General features: G+C 70.5%; 18 protein-coding genes. 8 read left to right on the forward strand and 10 right to left on the reverse strand.

Features of this window, described 5'->3' with window-relative positions:
- Positions 1 to 143: 143 nt before the first annotated feature.
- The 3 genes from OC490_RS23965 to OC490_RS23975 all read left to right on the forward strand — a co-directional run bounded on the left by OC490_RS23965 (position 144) and on the right by OC490_RS23975 (position 2753).
- Positions 144 to 1145, forward strand: a complete 1002-nt coding sequence (locus OC490_RS23965) for a TerC family protein (protein WP_262060038.1) — start codon at positions 144 to 146, stop codon at positions 1143 to 1145.
- 128 nt (positions 1146 to 1273) lie between these two features.
- The gene (locus tag OC490_RS23970; protein ID WP_262060039.1) at positions 1274 to 1588 is read left to right on the forward strand and encodes a hypothetical protein; all 315 of its coding nucleotides are present in this window, start codon (positions 1274 to 1276) and stop codon (positions 1586 to 1588) included.
- A gap of 61 nt (positions 1589 to 1649) precedes the next feature.
- The gene (locus OC490_RS23975) at positions 1650 to 2753 is read left to right on the forward strand and encodes a calcium:proton antiporter (protein WP_262060040.1); all 1104 of its coding nucleotides are present in this window, start codon (positions 1650 to 1652) and stop codon (positions 2751 to 2753) included.
- Positions 2754 to 2758: 5 nt separating this feature from the next.
- Here OC490_RS23975 and OC490_RS23980 read toward each other — a convergent pair whose 3' ends face one another.
- A complete protein-coding gene (locus OC490_RS23980; RefSeq protein ID WP_262060070.1) occupies positions 2759 to 4030 on the reverse strand; it encodes an MFS transporter in 1272 nt (423 codons plus the stop codon).
- Between the two features lie 172 nt (positions 4031 to 4202).
- On the opposite strand from OC490_RS23980, the gene aroQ reads away from it, so the two are divergent.
- A complete protein-coding gene (gene aroQ / locus OC490_RS23985) occupies positions 4203 to 4676 on the forward strand; it encodes a type II 3-dehydroquinate dehydratase (protein WP_262060041.1) in 474 nt (157 codons plus the stop codon).
- A gap of 25 nt (positions 4677 to 4701) precedes the next feature.
- Here aroQ and OC490_RS23990 read toward each other — a convergent pair whose 3' ends face one another.
- The 5 genes from OC490_RS23990 to OC490_RS24010 all read right to left on the reverse strand — a co-directional run bounded on the left by OC490_RS23990 (position 4702) and on the right by OC490_RS24010 (position 8927).
- Positions 4702 to 5472, reverse strand: a complete 771-nt coding sequence (locus OC490_RS23990; RefSeq protein ID WP_262060042.1) for an amino acid ABC transporter ATP-binding protein — start codon at positions 5470 to 5472, stop codon at positions 4702 to 4704.
- On the reverse strand, positions 5469 to 6386 hold the full coding sequence (locus OC490_RS23995; RefSeq protein WP_262060043.1) for an amino acid ABC transporter permease: 918 nt from the start codon (positions 6384 to 6386) through the stop codon (positions 5469 to 5471). Before OC490_RS23995 ends, OC490_RS23990 begins: the two co-directional genes overlap by 4 nt.
- Positions 6383 to 7267: an ABC transporter substrate-binding protein gene (locus OC490_RS24000; RefSeq protein WP_200710501.1), complete on the reverse strand. Its 885-nt coding sequence runs from the start codon at positions 7265 to 7267 to the stop codon at positions 6383 to 6385. The genes OC490_RS23995 and OC490_RS24000 overlap by 4 nt, the downstream gene beginning before the upstream one ends.
- A 306-nt stretch (positions 7268 to 7573) precedes the next feature.
- The gene (locus OC490_RS24005) at positions 7574 to 8230 is read right to left on the reverse strand and encodes an MBL fold metallo-hydrolase (RefSeq protein ID WP_262060044.1); all 657 of its coding nucleotides are present in this window, start codon (positions 8228 to 8230) and stop codon (positions 7574 to 7576) included.
- 10 nt (positions 8231 to 8240) lie between these two features.
- Positions 8241 to 8927 carry a maleylpyruvate isomerase family mycothiol-dependent enzyme gene (locus OC490_RS24010; RefSeq protein ID WP_262060045.1) on the reverse strand — a complete coding sequence of 229 codons (687 nt, stop codon included), beginning with the start codon at positions 8925 to 8927 and terminating at the stop codon, positions 8241 to 8243.
- A gap of 225 nt (positions 8928 to 9152) precedes the next feature.
- On the opposite strand from OC490_RS24010, the gene uvrA reads away from it, so the two are divergent.
- Positions 9153 to 12131 (forward strand): excinuclease ABC subunit UvrA, encoded by a 2979-nt coding sequence (gene uvrA, locus OC490_RS24015; RefSeq protein WP_262060046.1) that lies wholly within the window; start codon positions 9153 to 9155, stop codon positions 12129 to 12131.
- A 70-nt stretch (positions 12132 to 12201) separates the two neighbouring features.
- Here the strand turns inward: uvrA and OC490_RS24020 are convergent, their stop codons facing one another.
- The 4 genes from OC490_RS24020 to OC490_RS24040 form a co-directional block, all read right to left on the reverse strand.
- Positions 12202 to 13113, reverse strand: coding sequence for a carbohydrate kinase family protein (locus tag OC490_RS24020; RefSeq protein ID WP_262060047.1), 912 nt, complete (start codon positions 13111 to 13113; stop codon positions 12202 to 12204).
- Positions 13110 to 14195 carry a LacI family DNA-binding transcriptional regulator gene (locus OC490_RS24025; RefSeq protein ID WP_262060048.1) on the reverse strand — a complete coding sequence of 362 codons (1086 nt, stop codon included), beginning with the start codon at positions 14193 to 14195 and terminating at the stop codon, positions 13110 to 13112. Before OC490_RS24025 ends, OC490_RS24020 begins: the two co-directional genes overlap by 4 nt.
- 367 nt (positions 14196 to 14562) lie before the next feature.
- Positions 14563 to 15507 (reverse strand): hypothetical protein, encoded by a 945-nt coding sequence (locus tag OC490_RS24035; protein WP_262060049.1) that lies wholly within the window; start codon positions 15505 to 15507, stop codon positions 14563 to 14565.
- A 213-nt stretch (positions 15508 to 15720) separates the two neighbouring features.
- Positions 15721 to 16092 carry a response regulator gene (locus tag OC490_RS24040; protein WP_262060050.1) on the reverse strand — a complete coding sequence of 124 codons (372 nt, stop codon included), beginning with the start codon at positions 16090 to 16092 and terminating at the stop codon, positions 15721 to 15723.
- Positions 16093 to 16264: 172 nt separating this feature from the next.
- Here OC490_RS24040 and OC490_RS24045 point away from each other — a divergent pair, with 172 nt between their 5' ends.
- The 3 genes from OC490_RS24045 (at position 16265) to OC490_RS24055 (ending at position 21676) form a co-directional block, all read left to right on the forward strand.
- Positions 16265 to 17656, forward strand: coding sequence for an extracellular solute-binding protein (locus OC490_RS24045; protein WP_262060051.1), 1392 nt, complete (start codon positions 16265 to 16267; stop codon positions 17654 to 17656).
- Between the two features lie 171 nt (positions 17657 to 17827).
- Positions 17828 to 20539, forward strand: coding sequence for a PAS domain S-box protein (locus OC490_RS24050; RefSeq protein ID WP_262060052.1), 2712 nt, complete (start codon positions 17828 to 17830; stop codon positions 20537 to 20539).
- A 465-nt stretch (positions 20540 to 21004) separates the two neighbouring features.
- The gene (locus OC490_RS24055; protein ID WP_200712142.1) at positions 21005 to 21676 is read left to right on the forward strand and encodes a response regulator transcription factor; all 672 of its coding nucleotides are present in this window, start codon (positions 21005 to 21007) and stop codon (positions 21674 to 21676) included.
- The last annotated feature ends 60 nt before the right edge of the window (positions 21677 to 21736 follow it).

A 21736-nucleotide genomic window follows, 5' to 3' on the forward strand; every position in this document is an offset into this window, starting at 1 on the left:
CTCCCTATCTGCTGCGGCGTACCCGTCAATACGGATCAGGCCAGATCCCGGGGCGTCGGCCCTGGACGCCCGTCCAAGGTGGAAGAGACCTCCGGTAGCGACGACGCTGACCATTTGCCGTTAATACCGCCGGAGGAGCAGTAGTGGATGTTTCCGTGACCCTGTGGGTCCTGACCATCGTGGGGCTGGCCGCCCTCATCGCCGTCGATTTCTTCATCGGCCGCAAGCCGCATGACGTGTCGATCAAGGAAGCCGGAATCTGGACCGTCGTCTGGATCGCCCTCGCCGGACTCTTCGGACTCGGCCTGCTCCTCTTCGGAGGCGGCCAGGCCGGCGGCGAGTTCTTCGCCGGCTTCATCACCGAGAAGTCGCTGAGCGTCGACAACCTCTTCGTCTTCGTCCTGATCATGGCGAAGTTCGCCGTGCCCTCGCAGTACCAGCAGCGGGTGCTGCTCGTCGGCGTCCTCATAGCCCTGGTCCTGCGGGCCATCTTCATCGCGGCGGGCGCGGCCGTCCTCGCCAACTTCGCGTGGGTCTTCTACATCTTCGGCGCCTTCCTCATCTGGACCGCCTGGAAGCTCATCCAGGAGGCCCGGGCCGACGAGGAGGACGAGGAGTTCGAGGAGAACAAGCTGCTCAAGGCCGCCGAGCGCCGCTTCGGCGTGGCCGACCGGTACCACGGCACCAAGCTGTGGATCCGGGAGAACGGCAAGCGGGTCATGACCCCGATGCTGGTCGTGATGCTCGCCATCGGTACGACCGACGTGCTGTTCGCCCTCGACTCCATCCCCGCGATCTTCGGCCTGACGCAGGACCCGTACATCGTCTTCACGGCCAACGCGTTCGCCCTGATGGGCCTGAGGCAGCTGTACTTCCTCATCGGCGGCCTGCTCAGGAAGCTGGTCCACCTCAGCTACGGCCTGTCCGTCATCCTCGGCTTCATCGGCGTCAAGCTGGTGCTGCACGCGCTGCACGAGTCCGGGGTCCATGTCCCGGAGATCTCCATCCCGGTCTCGCTGGGCGTGATCTGCGGGGTCCTGATCGTCACCACGATCACCAGCCTGATGGCCAACAAGAAGACGGCGGCGGCCGAGGCGGCGCAGTCGGGGACCGAAGGCGCCCCGAAGGACAGCATCGACGCCTGACCACGCCCGACGTAGGAACAACAAGCACCGGGAGCACCGCACGATGAATTGCCGACCACCGCTCCCGGTGCTTCGTTGGATACCGAGCGCCCCCGGCCCGGGGGTGTCACGGCCGGGTGGAGGCATCCATGGACGCAGCGATGAAATTCGTGCAGATCGTCGACTTCGAGACCGACCGCTTCGACGAGATGCGGGCGGTGGCGGAGGAGGCGGACAAGCGCTTCGCGGGCCGGGCCGGCGGACCGACGCACCGCCTCGTCCTGCGGGACCGGAGCAATCCCGGCCATGTCCTCGTCGTGGTCGAGTTCGACTCGTACGAGGACGCCATGCGCAACAGCCAGGACCCCGAGACCGGCAAAATGGCCCAGCAGATGGCCGCGTTGTGTACCAGGCCGCCGTCCTTCACCGACTGCGACGTACTGGACATGACCGAGTTCAAGTAGCGCGCGGCGGGCCCCGCGACGCCGGAATGCGGGGCCCGTACGCCTCTGCGAGGATCGCTGCATGATCACTCGGCTCAGGTCGCTCACCACCCGGTGGACGACCCTCGTACCGGTGCTCGCAGTCGTCCTGCTGGTCTTCACCTGGGGACGCAAGGACCTGCCCGGTGTGGTCGTCGCCCTGGTCACCCTGGTCCTCGCCGGGGCCGTCCTGGCCGCGGTGCATCACGCCGAGGTCATCGCCCACCGCGTCGGCGAACCCTTCGGCTCCCTGGTCCTGGCCGTCGCCGTCACGATCATCGAGGTCGCCCTGATCGTCACCCTGATGGCCGACGGCGGCGACAAGAGCTCGACCCTCGCCAGAGACACCGTCTTCGCGGCCGTCATGATCACCTGCAACGGCATCGTCGGCCTGGTCCTCATCGTCGCCTCCCTGCGCCACGGCACGGCCGTCTTCAACCCGGAGGGCACCGGCGCCGCCCTCGCCACCGTGGCGACCCTGGCCACGCTCAGCCTGGTTCTGCCGACCTTCACCACCAGCAAGCCGGGCCCGGAGTTCTCCGGCGCCCAGCTCACCTTCGCCGCACTGTCCTCACTCGCCCTGTACGGCCTCTTCGTGGCCACGCAGACCGTGCGGCACCGCGACTACTTCCTGCCGATCTCCCGGCAGGGCGAGGTGATCACCAAGGACCACCACGCGGACGCGCCGACCGCCCGCACCGCCCTGATCAGCCTGGGCCTGCTGGGCCTCGCCCTGATTGGTGTCGTAGGACTGGCCAAGGGCGTCTCGCCGACCATCGAGTCCGGAGTCGAGGCCGCCGGGCTGCACCACGCCGTCGTCGGCGTGATCATCGCGCTGCTCGTACTGCTCCCCGAGACCATCGCCGCACTGCGCTCCGCCCGCCGCGACCGCGTACAGACCAGCCTCAACCTCGCGCTCGGCTCGGCGATGGCCAGCATCGGCCTCACCATCCCCGCCGTCGCCCTGGCGTCCATCTGGCTCTCCGGACCGCTCGTCCTCGGCCTCGGCTCGACCCACATGGTGCTGCTCGCCCTGACCGTGGTGGTCAGCTCCCTGACAGTGGTGCCGGGACGGGCGACACCGCTCCAGGGCGGGGTCCATCTGGTGCTGTTCGCGGCGTACTTGGAGCTGGCGATCAACCCGTAGCCGTGTCACCCGGTGGCCGGCTCGGGGACCGCCACCCGCACCGGCCGCGTCTCCGGCAGCAGCGCGAAGCAGCCCAGGCTGAACAGCGCGACCCCCGTCAGATAGGCGCCCACACTCCAGGGAACGCGCCCGCTGTGCTCGGCGAGCGCCGTCGCCACGATCGGGGTGAGCGCACCGCCGAGAACCCCGCCGAGGTTGTAGCCCACGGCGGCGCCCGTGCAGCGCACCCGCGGCTCGTACAGCTCCGGCAGATACGCGCCGAGCACGGCGAACATCGCCACGAACGCGAGCAGCGCCCCGAGGAATCCGAGGAACATCAGCAGCGGCGCCCCCGTGGCGAGCAGCGCGACCATCGGGAACATCCACAGCGCGGCGGCCGTGCACCCCAGCAGACACAGCGTCCGCCGCCCGTAGCGGTCGCTCAGCAGCGCCATCACCGGGGTGAGCGAGCCCTTCACCACCACGGCGGCCATGATGCAGGCCAGCATCTCGGTACGGCCGACCCCGAGCCGCTCGGTGCCGTAGGCGAGGGACCAGGTCGTCACCGCGTAGAAGATGGCGTAGCCCACGGACAGTGCCCCGGCGGTCAGCAGCACCAACCGCCAGTGTTCGCGCACGACTTCGACGAGCGGCACGCGCGCGTGGTCGTCGATTTCGAGGAACCGGGGGCTCTCGGCAAGCGATGAACGCAGCCACAGCCCCGCCAGTGCCAGCACTCCGGCGAACCAGAACGGCCCCCGCCAGCCCCACTGCGCGAACTGAGCGTCGGTCAGGGTCGCCGACAGTGCCAGCATCACACCGTTGGCGAGCAGGAATCCCACCGCGGGCCCGGCCTGCGGAAAACTCGACCACAGCCCGCGCCGCCCGGCGGGCGCGTGCTCGGCGGTCAGCAGCACAGCCCCGCCCCACTCCCCGCCCAGCCCCAGGCCCTGCAGAAAACGCAGCACCAGAAGGAGCACGGGAGCGGCCACGCCGATCGAGCCGTACGACGGTACGCAGCCGACCGCGACCGTCGAGGCGCCGGTCAGCAGCAGCGAGGCGACGAGCACCGGCCGCCGCCCGCGCCGGTCCCCGAAATGCCCGAACAGGATCGAGCCCAGCGGTCGCGCCACAAAGCCCACACCGAACGTCCCGAAGGCGGCCAGCGTCCCCGCCACGGGCGAGAACGTCGGGAAGAACAGCGGTCCGAGGACCAGGGCCGCCGCCGTGCCGTAGACGAAGAAGTCGTAGAACTCGATCGCGGTGCCGGCGAGCGAGGCGGCGGCGAGCCGCAGCATGGAAGGGGACCTCACGGTGCGTACGTCGTGCATGCCGCGTCAACTACCCGCAGTGAACAACGGTTACGGGGGCGCACGGTGGTGCGGAGGCGGCGTGATAGACCGGGTCCGAGCAGTGGCCGTCAATCGGCGGCCCACCTCGAACGACATGTCCGAACGGACCGGAGGAACCGTGCCCCGCACCCTGGCCAACGCCCCGATCATGATCCTCAACGGCCCCAACCTGAACCTCCTCGGCCAGCGCCAGCCGGAGATCTACGGCTCCGACACGCTCGCCGACGTCGAGGCGCTGTGCGTCAAGGCGGCGGCCGGGCACGGCGGCACGGTGGACTTCCGGCAGTCCAACCACGAGGGCGAGCTGGTCGACTGGATCCACGAGGCGCGGCTCAACCACTGCGGCATCGTGATCAACCCGGGGGCGTACTCGCACACCTCCATCGCGATCCTGGATGCCCTCAACACCTGTGACGGGCTACCGGTGTTGGAGGTCCACATCTCCAACATCCACCAGCGCGAGTCGTTCCGGCACCACTCCTACGTCTCGCTGCGCGCCGACGGCGTCATCGCCGGGTGCGGTGTGCAGGGGTACGTGTTCGGTGTGGAGCGGGTCGCCGCGCTGGCGGGGGCGGGGAGGGCCGACGCGTAAGGACCGGCCTCCTGGCGCACGCCTCTTACAGTCGGCCCGCCTCCACGATCCGTCGCAGGAAGCGCCGGGTGCGCTCCTGCTGCGGGTCGCCGAAGATCTGCTGGGCGGTGCCGCGCTCCAGGACGACGCCTCCGTCCAGGAAGCACACCTGGTCGGCGACGTCCCGGGCGAAGCCCATCTCGTGCGTGGCCAGCACCATGGTCATGCCCTCGTCCTTCAAGTCCCGGACCACGGCGAGCACTTCACCCACCAGCTCGGGGTCGAGCGCGGCGGTGATCTCGTCGAAGAGCAGCAGCCGGGGCCGTACGGCCAGGGCGCGCACGATCGCGACCCGCTGCTGCTGACCGCCGCTCAGCCGGTCCGGGTAGGCGCCCGCCTTGTCCCCGAGTCCGAGCCGCTCCAGCAGCTCACGCGCGTGTGCCTCGGCCTCCGCGCGGGACGCGCCGTGCACCCGGCGCGGGGCGAGGGTGATGTTCTCCAGGACCGTCATGTGCGGGAACAGGTTGTACGCCTGGAACACCACGCCGATACGGCGCCGTATCGCGTCCTGGTCGACGCGCGGATCGGTGATCTCCTCGCCGTCCAGCCAGATCGCGCCGTCGTCGATGTCCTCCAGGAGGTTCGCGCACCGCAGCAGCGTGGACTTGCCGGAGCCGGAGGCGCCGATCAGCGCGGTCACGGTGTGCTGCGGGACCTCCAGGTCGACGTCCCGCAGGACGACGGACGTACCGAAGGTCTTGCGGACGGACTCCATGCGCAGCACGGGGGAGGCGGCGGAGTGGTCGTCGGTGCTCATGTCGTGCCTCCCTGGGCGCGCTGCCGATCCATCCTGGCCGTCACCCAGTCCGTGAAGCGGGTCATCGGGATGGTCAGCGCCACGAACACGAGCCCCGCGACGATGTACGGCGTGTAGTTCAGGGCGCGCTGCGCAATGATGTCGGACGCCCGTACGGCGTCGATCGCGCCGCCGATCGACACGAGCCCGGTGTCCTTCTGGAGGGACACCAGATCGTTCAACAAGGGCGGTACCTGTCGGCGTACGGCCTGGGGGAGCACCACGTGCCGCAGCGCCTGCCGGTTGGTCAGGCCCAGCGAGCGGGCCGCGGCGCGCTGCGAGGGGTGGATGGACTCGATGCCCGCGCGGAACACCTCGGCGACATACGCCGAGTACGTCAGCGTCAGCGCCGCACCGCCCAGCCACACGGGGTCGACCGTCACGCCCTGGAGGCGCAGCGCGGGCACTCCGAAGACCACGATCATCAGGTTGATGATGAGCGGCAGCCCGCGGAAGAAGTCCGTGTACGCCGCCGCCAGCACCCGCAGGGGGAAGAACACCGGACCGCGCAGGGTGCGCGCGACGGCGATCAGCATCCCCAGGACGAGCACCAGGACACCGCAGATCAGCAACAGCCGGATGTTCAGCCACAGCCCTTCGAGGACCTTGGGGAACGCCTCGCGCGCGTAGTGCCCGTCGAAGAAGGTCTCCTTGGTGCGTTCCCAGCCCGGCGCGCTGACCACGACCACGTAGAGGACGACGGCGGTGACAAGGGTCGACACCGCGGCGATCGCGGTCGCGCGACGGGCACGCGCGCGTTTGTGCCGCTCGCGGTCCAGACGGCGCTGCGAGGGGACGTACGCGTCGCCCCCGCCGGGCATGTCACCCTTGTCGTCCGAGCCCTCCTGGCCCGACTCGTCCTTCACCACGGTCACTTGAGGACCGGGGCGTCGACGGCGTCGGACAGCCACTGCTTCTCCAGCGCCGCCAGGGTGCCGTCCTTGCGCAGGGCGTCCACGGCCGACGTCACGCACGACGTGAGGTCGCTGCCCTTGTCGAGGACGAGCCCGAACTGCTCCGGAGTACCGCCCTGGTTCTCGAACTGGCCGACGATCTTGGCGTTGGTCACCTCGGCCGAAGTGATGTAGAAGGCGGTCGGCAGGTCGACGACGATCGCGTCGACCTGGCCGTTCTTGAGCGCGGAGACGGCCTGGTCGTTCTTGGAGAACGCGGCCTCCTGCTGCGTCGGCTTCACCACGTCGCTGATGTAGTTCAGGCTCGTGGTGCCCACCTGGGCGCCCAGCTTGAGGCCCTTGAGGCCCGCGATGCTCGTCGCCTTGGCGGCCTTGCTGCTCTTGAGCGCGATGACGGCCTGGCGCACGTCGTAGTAGCCGGACGAGAAGTCGACGGCCTTCTTGCGCTCGGCGCTGATCGACACCTGGTTGATGTCGAAGTCGAAGGTCTTCACACCGGGCGCGAAGGCCTTGTTGAAGGGGACGCTCTGCCAGACGACGGCGCTCTTGTCGTAGCCGAGCTGCTTCGCCACGGCGTAGGCGACCGCCGACTCGAAGCCCTTGCCGTTGGCCGGCTTGTCGTCCTCGAACCAGGGCTCGTACGCCGGTTCGTCCGTCGCGATCGTCAGCTTGCCGGAGGTCTGGGTGGCCAGCTTGCCCTTGGCGCAGGTGGTCCCGGTCGACGTGGACGCCTGGTCCGAGGCCTTGTCCTCCGGTTGCGGAGCACAGCCGACGGCGGTGGCGAGGAGGGCTATGGTGACGGCGGCTATCGCGCGACTCGGTACGCGAGGGGCAAGGTGCATGGCGGGAGAGTGACAGCCAAACGTCCTGTTTGTCGAGGTCACAGCGCTGAATGTCCGCATATTGGGAACGGGCGTTGCGTTCTTGTGAACAGTTCCTGTGCGATCCCGCCCGCGACGCGTTTGCCGGGGCCGCCGGTCGAGGGCGGGGATCGATGGACCGGCGGCCCATCCGCGCAGGAGCCGTCGTCCTGAGCGGGGCTGCTTCCAGTTGACCGCGCAACCATGTGCGCCGGGAGCGCGCGTACGGCACCGGCGCGTGCGAAGGATTCACACGGGGCGCGCGTGAACCGCTTCACACCCGGTGGTTCACCACCCGCGCGCGTGCCACTCCGGCAGATGCGGACGCTCCGCGCCCAGCGTCGTGTCGTTGCCGTGTCCCGGGTAGACCCACGTCTCGTCCGGGAGCGCGTCGAAGATCTTCGTCTCGACGTCGTGGATCAGGCTGGCGAACGCCTCGGGGTTCTTCCAGGTGTTGCCCACACCCCCGGGGAACAGGCAGTCCCCGGTGAACACATGGGGATGCCCGTGCGGGTCGTTGTAGACGAGCGCGATCGAGCCCGGGGTGTGGCCCACGAGGTGACGCGCGGTGAGCTCCACCTGTCCCACCCGGATCGTGTCGCCGTCGTCGATCAGGACGTCGGTCGGCACGGGGATGCCGTCGGCGTCCTCGCGGCCCGCGTGGGTACGCGCGCGCGTGGCCGTCACGACCTCGGCGAGCGCCTGCCAGTGGTCGCCGTGCTGGTGGGTGGTGACGACGGACGCGATGCCGTCGTCGCCGATCGTGCCGAGCAGGGTCTCCGCGTCGTTGGCCGCGTCGATCAGCAACTGCTCGTCCGTGGCTCGGCAGCGCAGCAGATAGGCGTTGTTGTTCATGGGCCCGACCGCGATCTTGGTGATCATCAGGTCCGTGAGCTCATGCACGTCCGCCGGACCGCCGACCGTCACCTCTCCGCTGTACGTCATGGCGGTCACCCTATAGCGGGGGAAGCGCCGGCAAGGAGCCGCCGTCGACCGTCAGACCGGACCCGTCGCGGCGCCCGCAGAGCCAGCCGAGCAGATCCGCCGGGCTGCCGGTGACGGTGACTTCGGGCTTCTCGGCGGGCCGGCCCGTGCTCCACGCGTGCGTGCCGTCCGAAAGGTGTGTCGACGGCACTTCGGGGTGTCCGGTGAACCGCTCGGCGAGGAAGTCGATCTCCCGCCGGGTGAACTCCTCGGGCAGGTCCTCCAGTTCGTACCCGATCCCCAGGTCCACGTGGTGCAGCTCGACCTCGACCCAGCGCCGGAACGGGATCCGGGAAGCGGTGTCGACGACCCCGTTGCGCAGTTCCACCTGGCGCGACCAGTCCGCCGGAGCCGCGCCCACCGCCTGGAAGCCGGCCGCGCTCTCGCGCACATCGGCGAGCTGGACGTCGAGCGGGCGCGGGGCGTCGCGCTCGATGTCGGCGTCACGGACGCTCGCCGTCGCGTACATGGGGCGCCCTTCGAGGACGTTCACGAGGGCGTCCGCATTGCGGGCGAGGTGGGCGAGGACGTGATTGCGGCTCCAGCCGGGGAGCCGTGACGGCTCGGCGGCCGAGGCGTTGTCCAGTGCGGCGGCTGCGGTGAGCACCCGCTCGGTCGCGTCGTGTACAGACGCCAGGTCATGAGCGTGATCAATCATGCTGCTGACCCTAGCCCCGCCACACCTTTGGGTGAAGGTGGTGAAGCAGTGCCATAAATCGAATGCGCGTGCTATATCGTCGGGTGCGGCGTCGGGCATGCTGGAAGGCCGGAGGTTGTTATGCCTCGGCCGGGATTCCGACCGGCGTTGTCAGTGGCTCCCCCTAGTCTGAGAACGACGGGGGCCCCGCCCCTGTCACTTCTCTCAAGAAAGGTGCGGACCGGCGTGGCCGACCGTCTCATCGTCCGTGGCGCGCGCGAGCACAATCTGAAGAATGTCTCGCTCGACCTTCCACGCGACTCGCTCATCGTTTTCACGGGCCTGTCCGGGTCGGGCAAGTCCTCCCTGGCCTTCGACACGATCTTCGCCGAGGGCCAGCGGCGCTACGTGGAGTCGCTCTCCTCGTACGCCCGCCAGTTCCTCGGCCAGATGGACAAGCCGGACGTCGACTTCATCGAAGGTCTCTCCCCGGCGGTCTCCATCGACCAGAAGTCGACCTCGCGCAACCCGCGCTCGACGGTCGGCACCATCACCGAGGTCTACGACTATCTGCGTCTGCTCTTCGCGCGCATCGGCAAGCCGCACTGCCCGGAGTGCGGCCGGCCGATCACGCGCCAGTCGCCGCAGGCCGTCGTCGACAAGGTCCTGGCGCTGCCGGAGGGGAGCCGCTTCCAGGTCCTGTCGCCGCTGGTGCGCGAGCGCAAGGGCGAGTTCGTCGACCTGTTCGCGGACCTCCAGACCAAGGGCTACAGCCGCGCGCGCGTGGACGGCGAGACCATCCAGCTCTCCGAACCGCCCGTCCTGAAGAAGCAGGAGAAGCACACGATCGAGGTGGTCATCGACCGCCTCACGGTGAAGGACTCCGCCAAGCGCCGCCTCACCGACTCCGTGGAGACCGCCCTCGGCCTGTCCGGCGGCATGGTCGTGCTCGACTTCGTCGACCTCCCCGAGGACGACCCCGAGCGCGAGCGCATGTTCTCGGAGCACCTGTACTGCCCGTACGACGACCTGTCCTTCGAGGAGCTGGAGCCCCGCTCCTTCTCCTTCAACTCGCCCTTCGGCGCCTGCCCCGAGTGCTCCGGCATCGGCACACGCATGGAGGTCGACGCCGAGCTGATCGTCCCGGACGAGGACAAGTCCCTGGACGAGGGCGCCATCCACCCGTGGTCGCACGGCCACACCAAGGACTACTTCGGCCGTCTCATCGGCGCCCTCGCGGACGCGCTGGGCTTCCGGACCGACATCCCCTTCGCGGGCCTCCCGCAGCGCGCCAAGAAGGCCCTGCTCTACGGCCACAAGACGCAGATCGAGGTCCGGTACCGCAACAGGTACGGCCGTGAGCGTGTCTACACGACGCCCTTCGAAGGCGCCGTCCCCTTCGTCAAGCGCCGGCACGGCGAGGCGGAGAGCGACGCCAGCAGGGAGCGCTTCGAGGGCTATATGCGCGAGGTGCCCTGCCCCACCTGTCACGGCACCCGCCTGAAGCCCGTCGTCCTCGCGGTCACGATCATGGACAAGTCGATCGCCGAGATCTCCAGCATGTCGATCAGCGACTGCGCGGAGTTCCTGGGCGGGATGAAGCTCGACGCCCGCGACAAGAAGATCGCCGAGCGCGTGCTGAAGGAGTGCAACGAGAGGCTGCGCTTCCTGGTCGACGTCGGCCTCGACTACCTCTCGCTGAACCGCGCGGCCGGCACCCTCTCCGGCGGCGAGGCCCAGCGCATCCGCCTGGCCACCCAGATCGGCTCCGGTCTCGTCGGCGTCCTGTACGTCCTCGACGAGCCGTCCATCGGCCTGCACCAGCGCGACAACCACCGGCTGATCGAGACCCTGGTCCGGCTGCGCGACATGGGCAACACGCTCATCGTCGTGGAGCACGACGAGGACACCATCAAGGTCGCCGACTGGATCGTCGACATCGGCCCCGGCGCGGGCGAGCACGGCGGCAAGGTCGTGCACAGCGGCTCCCTGAAGGAGCTGCTCGCCAACGAGGAGTCGATGACCGGGCAGTACCTGTCCGGCAAGAAGGCCATCCCGCTGCCCGAGATCCGGCGCCCGCTCGACCCCTCGCGCCGGCTCACGGTGCACGGCGCCCGGGAGAACAACCTCCAGGACATCGACGTCTCGTTCCCCCTGGGTGTGTTCACCGCGGTCACCGGCGTCTCCGGCTCCGGCAAGTCGACCCTGGTCAACGACATCCTGTACACGCACCTGGCCCGTGAGTTGAACGGCGCGAGGAGCGTGCCGGGTCGGCACACGCGCGTGGACGGCGACGACCTCGTCGACAAGGTCGTGCACGTCGACCAGTCGCCGATCGGCCGTACCCCCCGGTCCAACCCGGCGACGTACACCGGAGTCTTCGACCACGTCCGCAAGCTGTTCGCGGAGACGACCGAGGCGAAGGTGCGGGGCTATCTGCCCGGCCGCTTCTCCTTCAACGTCAAGGGCGGTCGCTGCGAGAACTGCGCGGGCGACGGCACCATCAAGATCGAGATGAACTTCCTGCCGGACGTCTACGTCCCGTGCGAGGTGTGCCACGGCGCCCGCTACAACCGGGAGACGCTGGACGTCCACTACAAGGGCAAGTCCATCGCCGACGTCCTGAACATGCCGATCGAGGAGGCCACGGAGTTCTTCGAGGCGGTCCCCGGGATCGCCCGCCACCTCAACACCCTCAAGGACGTCGGCCTCGGCTACGTCCGGCTCGGCCAGTCCGCGACCACCCTGTCCGGCGGTGAGGCTCAGCGCGTCAAGCTCGCAAGCGAGCTCCAGCGCCGCTCCACCGGCCGTACGGTCTACGTCCTGGACGAGCCCACCACCGGCCTGCACTTCGAGGACATCAGCAAGCTCCTCACCGTGCTCGGCGGACTGGTCGACAAGGGCAACACGGTCATCGTCATCGAGCACAACCTCGACGTGATCAAGGTGGCCGACTGGGTCGTCGACATGGGCCCCGAGGGCGGCGCGGGCGGCGGACTCGTCATCGCCGAGGGCACACCGGAGCAGGTCGCCGCGGTAGGGGCCAGCCACACCGGCAAGTTCCTGCGCGAGATCCTCGATGCCGACCGGATCAGCGACGGAGCCCCTGTGAAGGCCCCGCGCAAGGTGGCTGCCAAGAAGACGGCGGCGGTCGCGAAGAAGACCGCGGCACCTGCCAAGAAGGCCACGCCCGCGAAGAAGACGACGCGGGCCCGCAAGGCCTGACCGGAGCAAGGGCACCGATGCGGCGCCTCGTGGGCAATCCCCGCGAGGCGCCGCATCCGCTCAACGCCCGCTACAGATCGCCCAGTTCGGAAGCGTACGGCGGTTCCGCCCCCGCCCGCGAGCACGTGATCGCCGCCGCCCGTGCCGCGTACCGCAGCAACTTGGTCCAGCCGTCGTGGCCGAGGCCGGCCAGCCCCTCCGGGGACAGCGCGTCCCGGGCGGACAGACCGTGCAGCAGCGCCGCGTTGACGGTGTCGCCGGCCCCGATCGTGTCCACGACGTCGACCTTCTCGCCCGGCACCGGATACACCTTGCCGTCCCGGGTGAACGCGGTGAGACCGTCACCGCCCTGGGTGATCACCACGGCCGAGGGACCGGCGGCCAGCCACTCGACGGGATTGCCCCCGAGCCACAGCGCGTCCTCCTCGGAGAGCTTCAGCAGCGACACGTGCGGCAGCCAACTTCTGAAGCGTGCGCGGTAGGCGTCCGCGTCGGGGATCAGACCGGTCCGGATGTTCGGGTCGAGCGCGGTGAACACGCCCTGCGCGGCAGTGGTCCGCATCAGCTCCTCGTAGGCGCTCGCGCCCGGTTCCAGGACGAGCGAACAGGTGCCGAAGGACACCGCCTCGGTCTCGGCGGGGAGCGTGTAGGGCATCGCGAAGAGCCGGTCGGCGGTGCCGTCGACGTAGAAGGAGTAGGTGGCCGAGCCGTTCGCGTCGAGTGTGGCCGCCGCGAGCGTGGTCGGCTCCGGGCCGCGCTGCACGTCCAGGACGTCCACGTCGGCCTGTCGCAGCCCGGCGAGCAGGGCCTCGCCGAACGCGTCGTGGGAGACGCGCGAGCAGAAGGCGGTGGCGGAGCCGAGGCGGCCGAGGGCGACGGCGGTGTTGTAGGGGCCGCCGCCGAGCGCCGGCTTGAGGACCGCGAGGGCGCCCGGGCCCTGCGGTACCAGATCGATCAGGGCCTCACCGGCGACGACGATCACGAGACGTTTCCCTTCGTGGACTTCTCGGGCTGGTCGGGGCAGCCGCACGAGGTGCGGTGGACGAACGCGCAGGGGAGCCGCAGCACACGGGCGGGCCGGTCCGGCGCGGCGAGCCGGTCCAGCAGCAGCCGTACGGCCTCGGCGCCGATCTCCTTGCTGGGCTGGGCGATCGCGGTGAGCCGGGGCTCGAACAGGTCGGCCCAGGCGAAGTCGTCGAAGCAGCACAGCGCCAGGTCGCCGGGGACGGCCAGACCGCGCTCGCGCAGGGCACGCAGGGCGCCGATCGTCATCGCGTTGTTGGCGGCGACCAGGGCCGTGGGCGGGGCGGCGAGGGACAGCAGGGCCGCGGTGGCCCGCTCGGCGGCGGCCGACTCGGAGTCGCCGTGCGCCAACAGCCGCTCGTCGTAAGGGAGTCCGGCGGCGGCGAGGCCGTACCGGTATCCGGCGATCCGCTCGTCGGTGGTGCTGAGCCCGGGCAGGCCCGCGACGAGGCCGATACGGCGGTGGCCGAGTCCGGCGAGGTGGGTGACCAGCTGTGCCGTCGGTTCGATGTTCTCGGCGCACACCTGGTCGAAGGCGCCCGCTCGGTCGGAGGCGCCCGTCTGGCCGGAGGGGTACGGGTCGTCCGAGGGCGCCTCGACCAGCCGGTCCAGGAACACCGTCGGTACGGAGTGCCGCCCGAGGTGGGCGACGAGGGCGTCGGGGTTCGCCGAGGGCGCGACGATCATGCCGTCCACCCGGCGCTCGTGCAGGAGTTGGACGACCTTGAGCTCGTGCTCCGGGTCGTCGTGCGGGTCGGCGATGAGCAGGCTGTAGCCGTGTTCCAGGGCGCCGGCCTCGACACCCTGGAGGATCTCCGTGAAGTACGGGTTGCTGATCGCCGACACCGCGAGGCCGATGGAGCGGGTGCGGGACGTCACCAGGGAGCGGGCCAGGGTGTTGGGGATGTAGCCCAGTTCCTCGATCGCGCTCAGCACGGCCTGCCGGGTGCCGGGCAGCACCGGGCGGGTGTCGTTCAGGACGTGCGAGACGGTCGCTACGGACACACCGGCGCTGCGGGCGACATCGGCCATGGTGGCCATCGCAGGTCCCCTCCCCGAGTCCCTGAATTGCGGCGGGTCTTCCGGCCGGGACCGTATCCCATCCGCTGCTCGACGTAAACGCTTGCGCAAACGTTTACGTACCGTGAGCGCCTCTCCGGTGAGCCCATCGCGAAACGGGTGGAACACCGTGGGTATCGTCGCCGGGTCAGGGCTCGCCGCCTGTTCGAGCGGCGGCTCAGGGGCCTCCGTGACGCCGACCGGGCCCGTGAAGCTCGGCGCGGAGGGCGAGGTCACCAAGGGCGGTGCCGAGCTCCACCGGGATCACAACGTCGTCAGCCGCGCCGAGAACGGCAGGATCGTCGCGGAGCCGGGCGCCCGACCCCTGGGGAGCCGAGGCCGCGGCGGCTCACTCCCAGTCCCAGCCGATGCCCACGATCCCCGACCGCATCCGCGGCTCCACGAGGTGCACCGAGTGGTGTCCGGTCAGGCGCAGCTCCTGACGGCCGCTGCGCGGGGCCGCCGCCGAGTGCTGGGTGAAACGGTGGCAGCGCGTCGGCAGCGCGTTCTCGTCGAAGCTCACCTGAAGCGCGTACTGGCCGCCCGCGGAACCGAAGTCCCGGACGTACTCGCGGGAGACGCCGGCGGTGCCGTCCTCGACGCCGTAGCGGAAGAGGAACGTATCTCCCGAGCGCAACCGGGTGCCGAAGAGGAACTCGGCGACCAGCATGCCGGTGTCGTGGTGGCGGCGGACGCGGCCCGTGCGGCAGTTCTCCAGGGCGTGCACGGTCATCTGCTCCGGGGTGCAGCCCGGGTCGCCGTAGTGGACGGCGATGAAGCGGTCGATGCCGTCCCGGTGGGCGCGGACGATGTGGTGCGACTCGCGGCTCGCCAGCTCGCGGCGCGGGCCGACGCGCACCCGCTCGTGGTGCCCGAAGGTGTGCAGCCCGCTGTCGGGCGTGGACTCCAGCTCGGCGAGCAGCTGTTCCAGGACGCCCGAGGCCTCGACGAAGGAGCGGTAGGAGCGGGCCGCGGGGCGGGCGGCGACGGAGCGTTCCTCGGCCTCGGCGAGCAGCCGGATCAGGGACTCCTCCGGGAGCTGGAGTATCTCCTCCAGCGCCCGTACGGCCCGCAGCGACTCGGGGCGCTGCGGGCGGCGGGCGCCCTGCTGCCAGTAACTCAGGCTGGTGACGCCGACCTTGACCCCGTAGCGCGTCAGATGGTGCTGGACGCGCTGCAGTGGCAGTCCGCGGGCGGCGATGGCGGCGCGCAGTGCGACGTGGAAGGGGCCGCCGCGCAGGGCAGAGTCGAGTTCCGCGGTGGCGACATCCGCCTGCTGTGTGGCGTGCGGCATGCAGGGGCCCTTTCTGTGAATGTTCACAACGGCTGGTCAGGCCGTTCACGCGGGTTGCTTCGGGGCCCCCGTCGGCGCCGGAGAAGGGTCTTCACATCCGTACGCCGTCGTTCACGCCCCGAGTTCCCCCGCATTGAAGCGTGTTGACCAAGTCCCGACAACACCTGTCGCCCAACAGCCGGGTGTGACCTGGCCGAGTCGTGGTGGGTGGGCTCAGGGCGGTGCGGTCGGCCCGTCGTCGTTCAGGACGTCCCTGATCGCCCGCGCGGACAGGGACGACTTGTGCAGGAATCCGTGCGCGGGGCTGGCGGCGATCAGTTCCTGGAAGTCCTCCCTGGAGTGGGTCGAGATGAGGATCACGGCCGGTACGTCACCCACCAGGCGGCGCGCGACGTCGAAGCCGTTCTCGCCGTCGAGGTCGAGATCGACCAGAACGACGTCGGGGGCCGTCTCCCGGGCCCGGGAGACGGCGTCCGCGCCCGTCGAGGCGATGCCGACGACCTCGACTCCGCCACGTTCCAGCAGGGCGCGGGCCGCCTCCAGGAACCGGGCGCTGTCATCGACGAGGAGACAGCGCAGCGACATGTCCACAGCTTGCCAACCAGTGGTCGGTCGCGCTTTCCAGCTAGCCGGAAAGTGCTGAAGTCCCGTGCCGTGAACGAAGGTTCTCGTGCACACAGGGCGATGGCGATACGACGGGCGGTAGCATGTCGGCGCCCTGGGGAGGCCTGGTCGTCCGGTCGAGTGGGGGTGTGCCATGAGCGGTACGAGCGCCACGCGCGCGTGGCCCGCGGTTCGCCGGGTACGGGGCACGCTGGTGCCCTGGGCGCTGTGCGCGGCCCTGCTGCTGGCCGCGTGCGACGGCGGCGGGAGCGACGCCAAAGGGGCGAGCGCGTCCCCGAAGGACACCACCTGCGACGGGAAGATCGACGGCACCGCGCACATCACCGTGTGGTTCCACGCGGGCCCGAGCGGTGAGTCCACCACGCTGCAGAGCCAGGTGAAGGAGTTCAACAAGCGGCAGAAGCAGGTGCGGGTCGAGCTGGTCACCCTCCCGAAGGACCGGGTCTACAACGACCTGGTGCTCTCCGCCGCCGCCAGCGGGGACCTGCCCGACCTCCTCGACTTCGACGGGCCCAACCTCTACAGCTACGCCTGGTCGGGCAAGCTCCGGCCGATCGACTCCTGCGTGCCGGCGGGCGTCCGCGCCGACCTGCTGCCGACGATCCGTCAACAGGGCACCTACGCGGGCAGGTTGTGGGGCATCGGCACCTTCGACTCGGGCATGGGCCTGTATGTGCGCAAGTCCGTCATGAAGAAGGCCGGAATACGTATCCCGACCGGCCCCAAGGACGCCTGGACGGCCACCGAACTGACCGGCATCCTCCGCAAGCTCCGCACCCAGGGCTACAAGGCGCCGCTCGACCTGCGGCTCGTCTACTCGCAGCCGGGCCAGGAGTGGAACACCTACGGCTTCGCGCCCGCCGTGTGGTCGGCGGGCGGCGACCTCATCGAGCCCGCGAACCACCGCACCGCCGACGGCTATGTGAACGGCCCCGGCTCGGTCGAGGCGCTCACCACCCTGCAGAACTGGGCCAAGGCGGGGCTCATCGACATGGTCAAGGACGACAAGGCGTTCGTCAGTGGCCGCAGTGCGATCTCCTGGTGCGGCCACTGGACCTATCCGGAATTCAACAAGGCCTTCCCCGGGGACGTCACGATCGTCCCGCTGCCCGACTTCGGCCAGGGCACGGTCACCGGCATGGGCTCCTTCCAGTGGGGGGTTCCGGCGGGCGACGCCGACGGCGACGCCGTATGGCGCTTCCTGTCCTTCCTGCTCCAGCCCGCCCAGGTGCACCGGATGACCGTGGCCAACGGGGCGATCCCGGCCACCGAGAGCGCGATCGAACTCTCGCCGCAGTACGCCCCCGGCGGACCCGAGCACCTGTTCATCGAGCAGCTCCGGGACGGTGTGGCCCGCCCCCGGCCGCAGACGCCGGCCTACCCGGCGATCACCGACGCGTTCTCCCGCGCCTTCGCGAAGATCATCTTCGATCGGGCGCCGGTCCGGGCCACCCTGGACGAGGCCGCCAAGGCGATCGACAAGGACCTCGCGGCACACGACGGGTATCCGATGAACCCATCGTGAAAACGGGCGCCACGCGTGCGTGCCCGCCCCGAGCGCCACGCGCGTGTGCCCGCCTTCGTGGTACCCGTCCTCTCCAAGACCCTGACGATCATGGCTGGTTCGGGGCAGGCTGAGCACGTGACCGACCACCACCCGCACTCCCCACCCGCCGGCCGCTGCTGAGATCCCGCCATGCGCCGCCCCCGGCCCCCCGCCGCCCTCCGCATCCCCTTCCTCGCCCGGCTGCGCGTCGGGCGCAAGCTGATGCTCCTGGTGCTGCTCCCGGTGACCGGCATGATGGCGTTCACCGCGTTCGGCGCCGTCTCGCAGTGGCACGACGCGCAGACCCTCCGGGACTTCCGTACGGCGACCGAGCTGTCGTTCCGGACCACCGCGCTCACCGACGCGCTCGCTAGGGAACGCATCGCCGCCGTGAAGGCCCGGCTGCGCCCCGGACCGGCCACGCTGAAGGAACGCACCGGGGCCCAGCACGCCACCGACGGGGCCCTGCACGCGGCCCTCCTCGACACCGCCGGCTGGACCGGACCGCCCGACGTGCCGGGCCGCCTCGACGCCCGCGGCCGTCAACTCCGCGCCCTGCGGCTCCAGACCGGGACCGGCTCCCTCACCGCGCCCCAACTCGCCGACCAGTACGACACGATCGAGAACGACCTCCTGGAGTTGGCCGCCACCCTGGAGTCCGGCCGCCCCACCCGCGCGTCGGGCCAGGCCGCCGACGCCCACATTGCGCTCCTGAACGCCATCGAGGCCGCCGAACGCGAACGCACCGAGCTGGCCGTCCTGTTCGCCGCCCCCGACGCCGCGCACCCCACCGCCACGGACCGCTGGTCCGCCCTGGAGAAGGCGCTCCTGGACGACTTCGACCAGACCGCGCCCGCCGGCCTCAAGGGCAGGCTGTACGTCGTCCTCCTCCAGCACCCCGGCCTCGTGGTCCGCAAGACCCGCGAGACCCTCGCCGACCCGCACGCCCAGCGCAACGCCTGGCCCACGTACGCCGGTTGGCTGACCGCCTCCACTCGGCGCATCGAGACGCTGCGCGTCATCCAGCACCGGGCCGCCGCGGAACTGGGCCGTGACGCCACACGCGACCTGGACGCCGCACGCGCGCGTGAGGCCCGCGACCTCACCGTGTCGCTGGCAGTCCTGGCCGCCGTCACCGTCCTCGCCCTGGCCCTGCGGCTGTCGATCACCCGTCCGCTCAGCGAGGTCTCCGCGGGCGCCCGGGCGCTCTCCGAGGGAGACCTGTCGTACGACATCCGGTACGCGGGCCGGGACGAACTCGGCGCCGTCGCCGACACGTTCCGCGAACTGCGGGTCACCACCGGACGGCTCGCCGCCGAGATCAACACCATGAGCGCGGCGATCGACGACAACCGGCTCGGCCACCGCGCGGACGTCGTCGCCTTCGAGGGGACCTGGGCACAGCTGCTGGGCGGCATGAACGGCACCATGGCGTCCTTCGCCGCCGCCCACGGGCGACGCGACAAGGCCGAACAGGAACTGGCGAGCATCTTCCACCTCTCCCTCGACCTGTTGTGCATCGCGGGACTCGACGGCTACTTCAAGCGGGTGAACCCCGCCTTCGAGCGGACCCTCGGCCACTCCGCCGAAGCCCTGCTCGGCAGACCGTGGCTGGAGTTCGTGCACCCGGAGGACCGGCCACGCACACGTGCCGTCCTCGACCGGCTGGCGGGCGGCGTCGAACTGGGCGAGTTCGAGAACCGCTTCCTCCGGGACGACGGCACTGAACGCTGGCTCCAGTGGAGCGCCCGCCCGGTCGCCGGAGAGGGCCTGATCTACGCCGCCGCACGCGATGTCACCGAGAGCCGCCGCGCCGCCCGCGAACAGGCCGCCCTGCGCCGGGTCGCGACCCTCGTCGCCCGCGGGGTGCCACCGCGCGAGGTGTTCTCCGAAGTCGCCGACCAGGTGGGAAAGGTCCTGAGCAGCGGCTCGGCCGCCGTCCTGCGCTACGGCGCCGACGGAACGGCCACCGTCCTCGGTTCCGCCCACGGACCCGACGCCGAGGCCGACACGGCCGCGACGGCGGCTGCGGCGGAGGTGGCCCGCACCGCCCGCCCCGCGCGCGTGGGCCGCTCGGTGGGCGCCCCCATCGTCGTGGACGACCGGCTGTGGGGTGCCGTCGTCGCGACCGCCGCCGGACCCGAACCGCTGCCCCCGGGCACCGAGTCCCGGCTCGCCGACTTCACCGAACTCGTCGCCACCGCCCTCGCCAACGCCGACAGCCGCGACCAGCTCACGGCGTCACGCGCGCGCGTGGTGGCCGCCGGGGACGCCTCCAGGCGCCGTATCGAACGCGATCTGCACGACGGAGTCCAGCAGCGGATCGTCTCGCTCCAACTCGACCTCAGAACGGCCCAGTCGATGCTGGACGAACAGCCGGAGGAACTCGCCGAGCAACTGGACCACATCGCCAAGGGCCTGGACGACGCCTTCACCGACCTGCTGCAGGTCGCGCGCGGCATCCACCCCGCGATCCTCTCCAAGGGCGGCCTGGGCCCCGCCCTGCGCGCGCTCGCCCGCCGCTCGGCCGTCCCGGTGGAACTCGACCTGCGGCTGCCCCCGGGCCGCCTCCCGGAACAGACGGAGGTCGCCGTCTACTACGTGACGTCCGAGTCCTTCACCAACGCCGCGAAGCACGCGCGCGCGAGCTTCGTGCAGGTGACCGCGCGGGCCGAGGACGACGTCCTGGAGGTGACGATCGCCGACGACGGAGTGGGCGGCGCCGACCCCGGGCACGGCTCCGGGCTCATCGGACTCGTCGACCGGGTGGAGGCGATCGGCGGCAAGCTGCGCGTCGACAGCCCACCGGGAGAGGGCACGACACTCACCGTACGGCTGCCGCTGCCCCGGACGGAGGGGTGACCGCCCGAGGCGTACGCGCTGGGGTCCAGGCCGGGGGAGCGTGGACTCGGTGACGTTGCGTACGCCTCGGGCGGTCTTCTCGGACGGAGAGGCGACCGTCCGGCTCCAGGGCTGCCGCGAGGGACTCGCGCGCAGCTGCTCGGCGCGCACTGTGTCCGGGTCCCGGGGGTCCAGGAAGTCCTTCGGGGACCGGACGTCGTCCTCATATCGGCGTACACGGACCGACGGCCGTCGTCTCTCCGCCCGTGTCCGCCGCATCTCCCGCAGCCCTTCCGACCCGCGGCCCGTCACCCCTCACCCCGGGCTGCCGGTCCGCTCGCGTCCGCACTGCTTCGAGAATCGCCCGGACCCGGCCCCTTGTCGTCACGGTCACCCCCCAATTCCCTTACCCGCTAGCCGTACCCGACCGGGTCCGGCAGGCTGTGCGTGGCGCACGGCACCGGTCGGGCAAGGGGAGCCGAGACGATGGACGCATCGCAGCAGACCGCGCGGGGACGGGTCGTTCTCGCGGACGACGACGTCCTGCTCAGAGAGGGCCTGGCGAGTCTGTGCGAACGCCTGGGCTACGAGGTGGCGGGCCAGGCCGGTGACGCCGAACGGCTCCTGGAACTGGTCGACACCGAGCGGCCCGACCTCGCGATCGTCGACATCAGGATGCCCCCGGACCACTCCACCGAGGGCCTCAAGGCGGCCCGTACGATCCGGGAGCGCCACCCCGGCACCGGCATCCTCGTCCTCTCGGCGTACGTCGAGGTCGAAGAGGCCCTGGAGCTGCTGGCCGGCGGGCACCGGATCGGGTATCTCCTCAAGAGCCGGGTCACGGTCGTCGACGACTTCATCGAGGCCCTCGACCGCATCCACAAGGGCGGCTCGGTCGTCGACCCCTCCCTGGTGCACGAGCTGTTCTCGGCGCAGCGCCGTGACGACCCGCTGTCCGTCCTCAGCAACCGCGAGCGCGAGGTCCTGGCGCTCATGGCGGAGGGCCGTTCCAACGCCGGCATCGGCCGCAGGCTGTGGGTCACCGAGGGCACCGTCGAGAAGCACGTCCGCAGCATCCTGGGCAAACTCCGCCTTCCGGAGGCCGCCGACGACCACCGCCGTGTCCTGGCGGTTCTCACCTTTCTGGAGTCGCGGTAGGAGTTCCGTTCGGAGTTCCGCCGGGCATGCCCGGCGTTGTCCACAGCCCCGCCGCGCTGT

This window comes from Streptomyces sp. STR69 (assembly GCF_024519455.1).
Taxonomy (GTDB): Bacteria; Actinomycetota; Actinomycetes; order Streptomycetales; family Streptomycetaceae; genus Streptomyces.

What these genes read in the sequence shown, in the direction of transcription:
- OC490_RS23970 (WP_262060039.1), top strand. Translation starts at nt 1,274, where the DNA reads ATGGACGCAGCGATGAAATTCGTGCAGATCGTCGACTTCGAGACCGAC.
- OC490_RS23975 (WP_262060040.1), top strand. Translation starts at nt 1,650, where the DNA reads ATGATCACTCGGCTCAGGTCGCTCACCACCCGGTGGACGACCCTCGTA.
- OC490_RS23980 (WP_262060070.1), bottom strand. Translation starts at nt 4,030, where the DNA reads ATGCTGCGGCTCGCCGCCGCCTCGCTCGCCGGCACCGCGATCGAGTTC.
- OC490_RS23990 (WP_262060042.1), bottom strand. Translation starts at nt 5,472, where the DNA reads ATGAGCACCGACGACCACTCCGCCGCCTCCCCCGTGCTGCGCATGGAG.
- OC490_RS24000 (WP_200710501.1), bottom strand. Translation starts at nt 7,267, where the DNA reads ATGCACCTTGCCCCTCGCGTACCGAGTCGCGCGATAGCCGCCGTCACC.
- OC490_RS24005 (WP_262060044.1), bottom strand. Translation starts at nt 8,230, where the DNA reads ATGACGTACAGCGGAGAGGTGACGGTCGGCGGTCCGGCGGACGTGCAT.
- OC490_RS24010 (WP_262060045.1), bottom strand. Translation starts at nt 8,927, where the DNA reads ATGATTGATCACGCTCATGACCTGGCGTCTGTACACGACGCGACCGAG.
- OC490_RS24025 (WP_262060048.1), bottom strand. Translation starts at nt 14,195, where the DNA reads ATGGCCACCATGGCCGATGTCGCCCGCAGCGCCGGTGTGTCCGTAGCG.
- OC490_RS24035 (WP_262060049.1), bottom strand. Translation starts at nt 15,507, where the DNA reads ATGCCGCACGCCACACAGCAGGCGGATGTCGCCACCGCGGAACTCGAC.
- OC490_RS24040 (WP_262060050.1), bottom strand. Translation starts at nt 16,092, where the DNA reads ATGTCGCTGCGCTGTCTCCTCGTCGATGACAGCGCCCGGTTCCTGGAG.
- OC490_RS24045 (WP_262060051.1), top strand. Translation starts at nt 16,265, where the DNA reads ATGAGCGGTACGAGCGCCACGCGCGCGTGGCCCGCGGTTCGCCGGGTA.
- OC490_RS24050 (WP_262060052.1), top strand. Translation starts at nt 17,828, where the DNA reads ATGCGCCGCCCCCGGCCCCCCGCCGCCCTCCGCATCCCCTTCCTCGCC.
- OC490_RS24055 (WP_200712142.1), top strand. Translation starts at nt 21,005, where the DNA reads ATGGACGCATCGCAGCAGACCGCGCGGGGACGGGTCGTTCTCGCGGAC.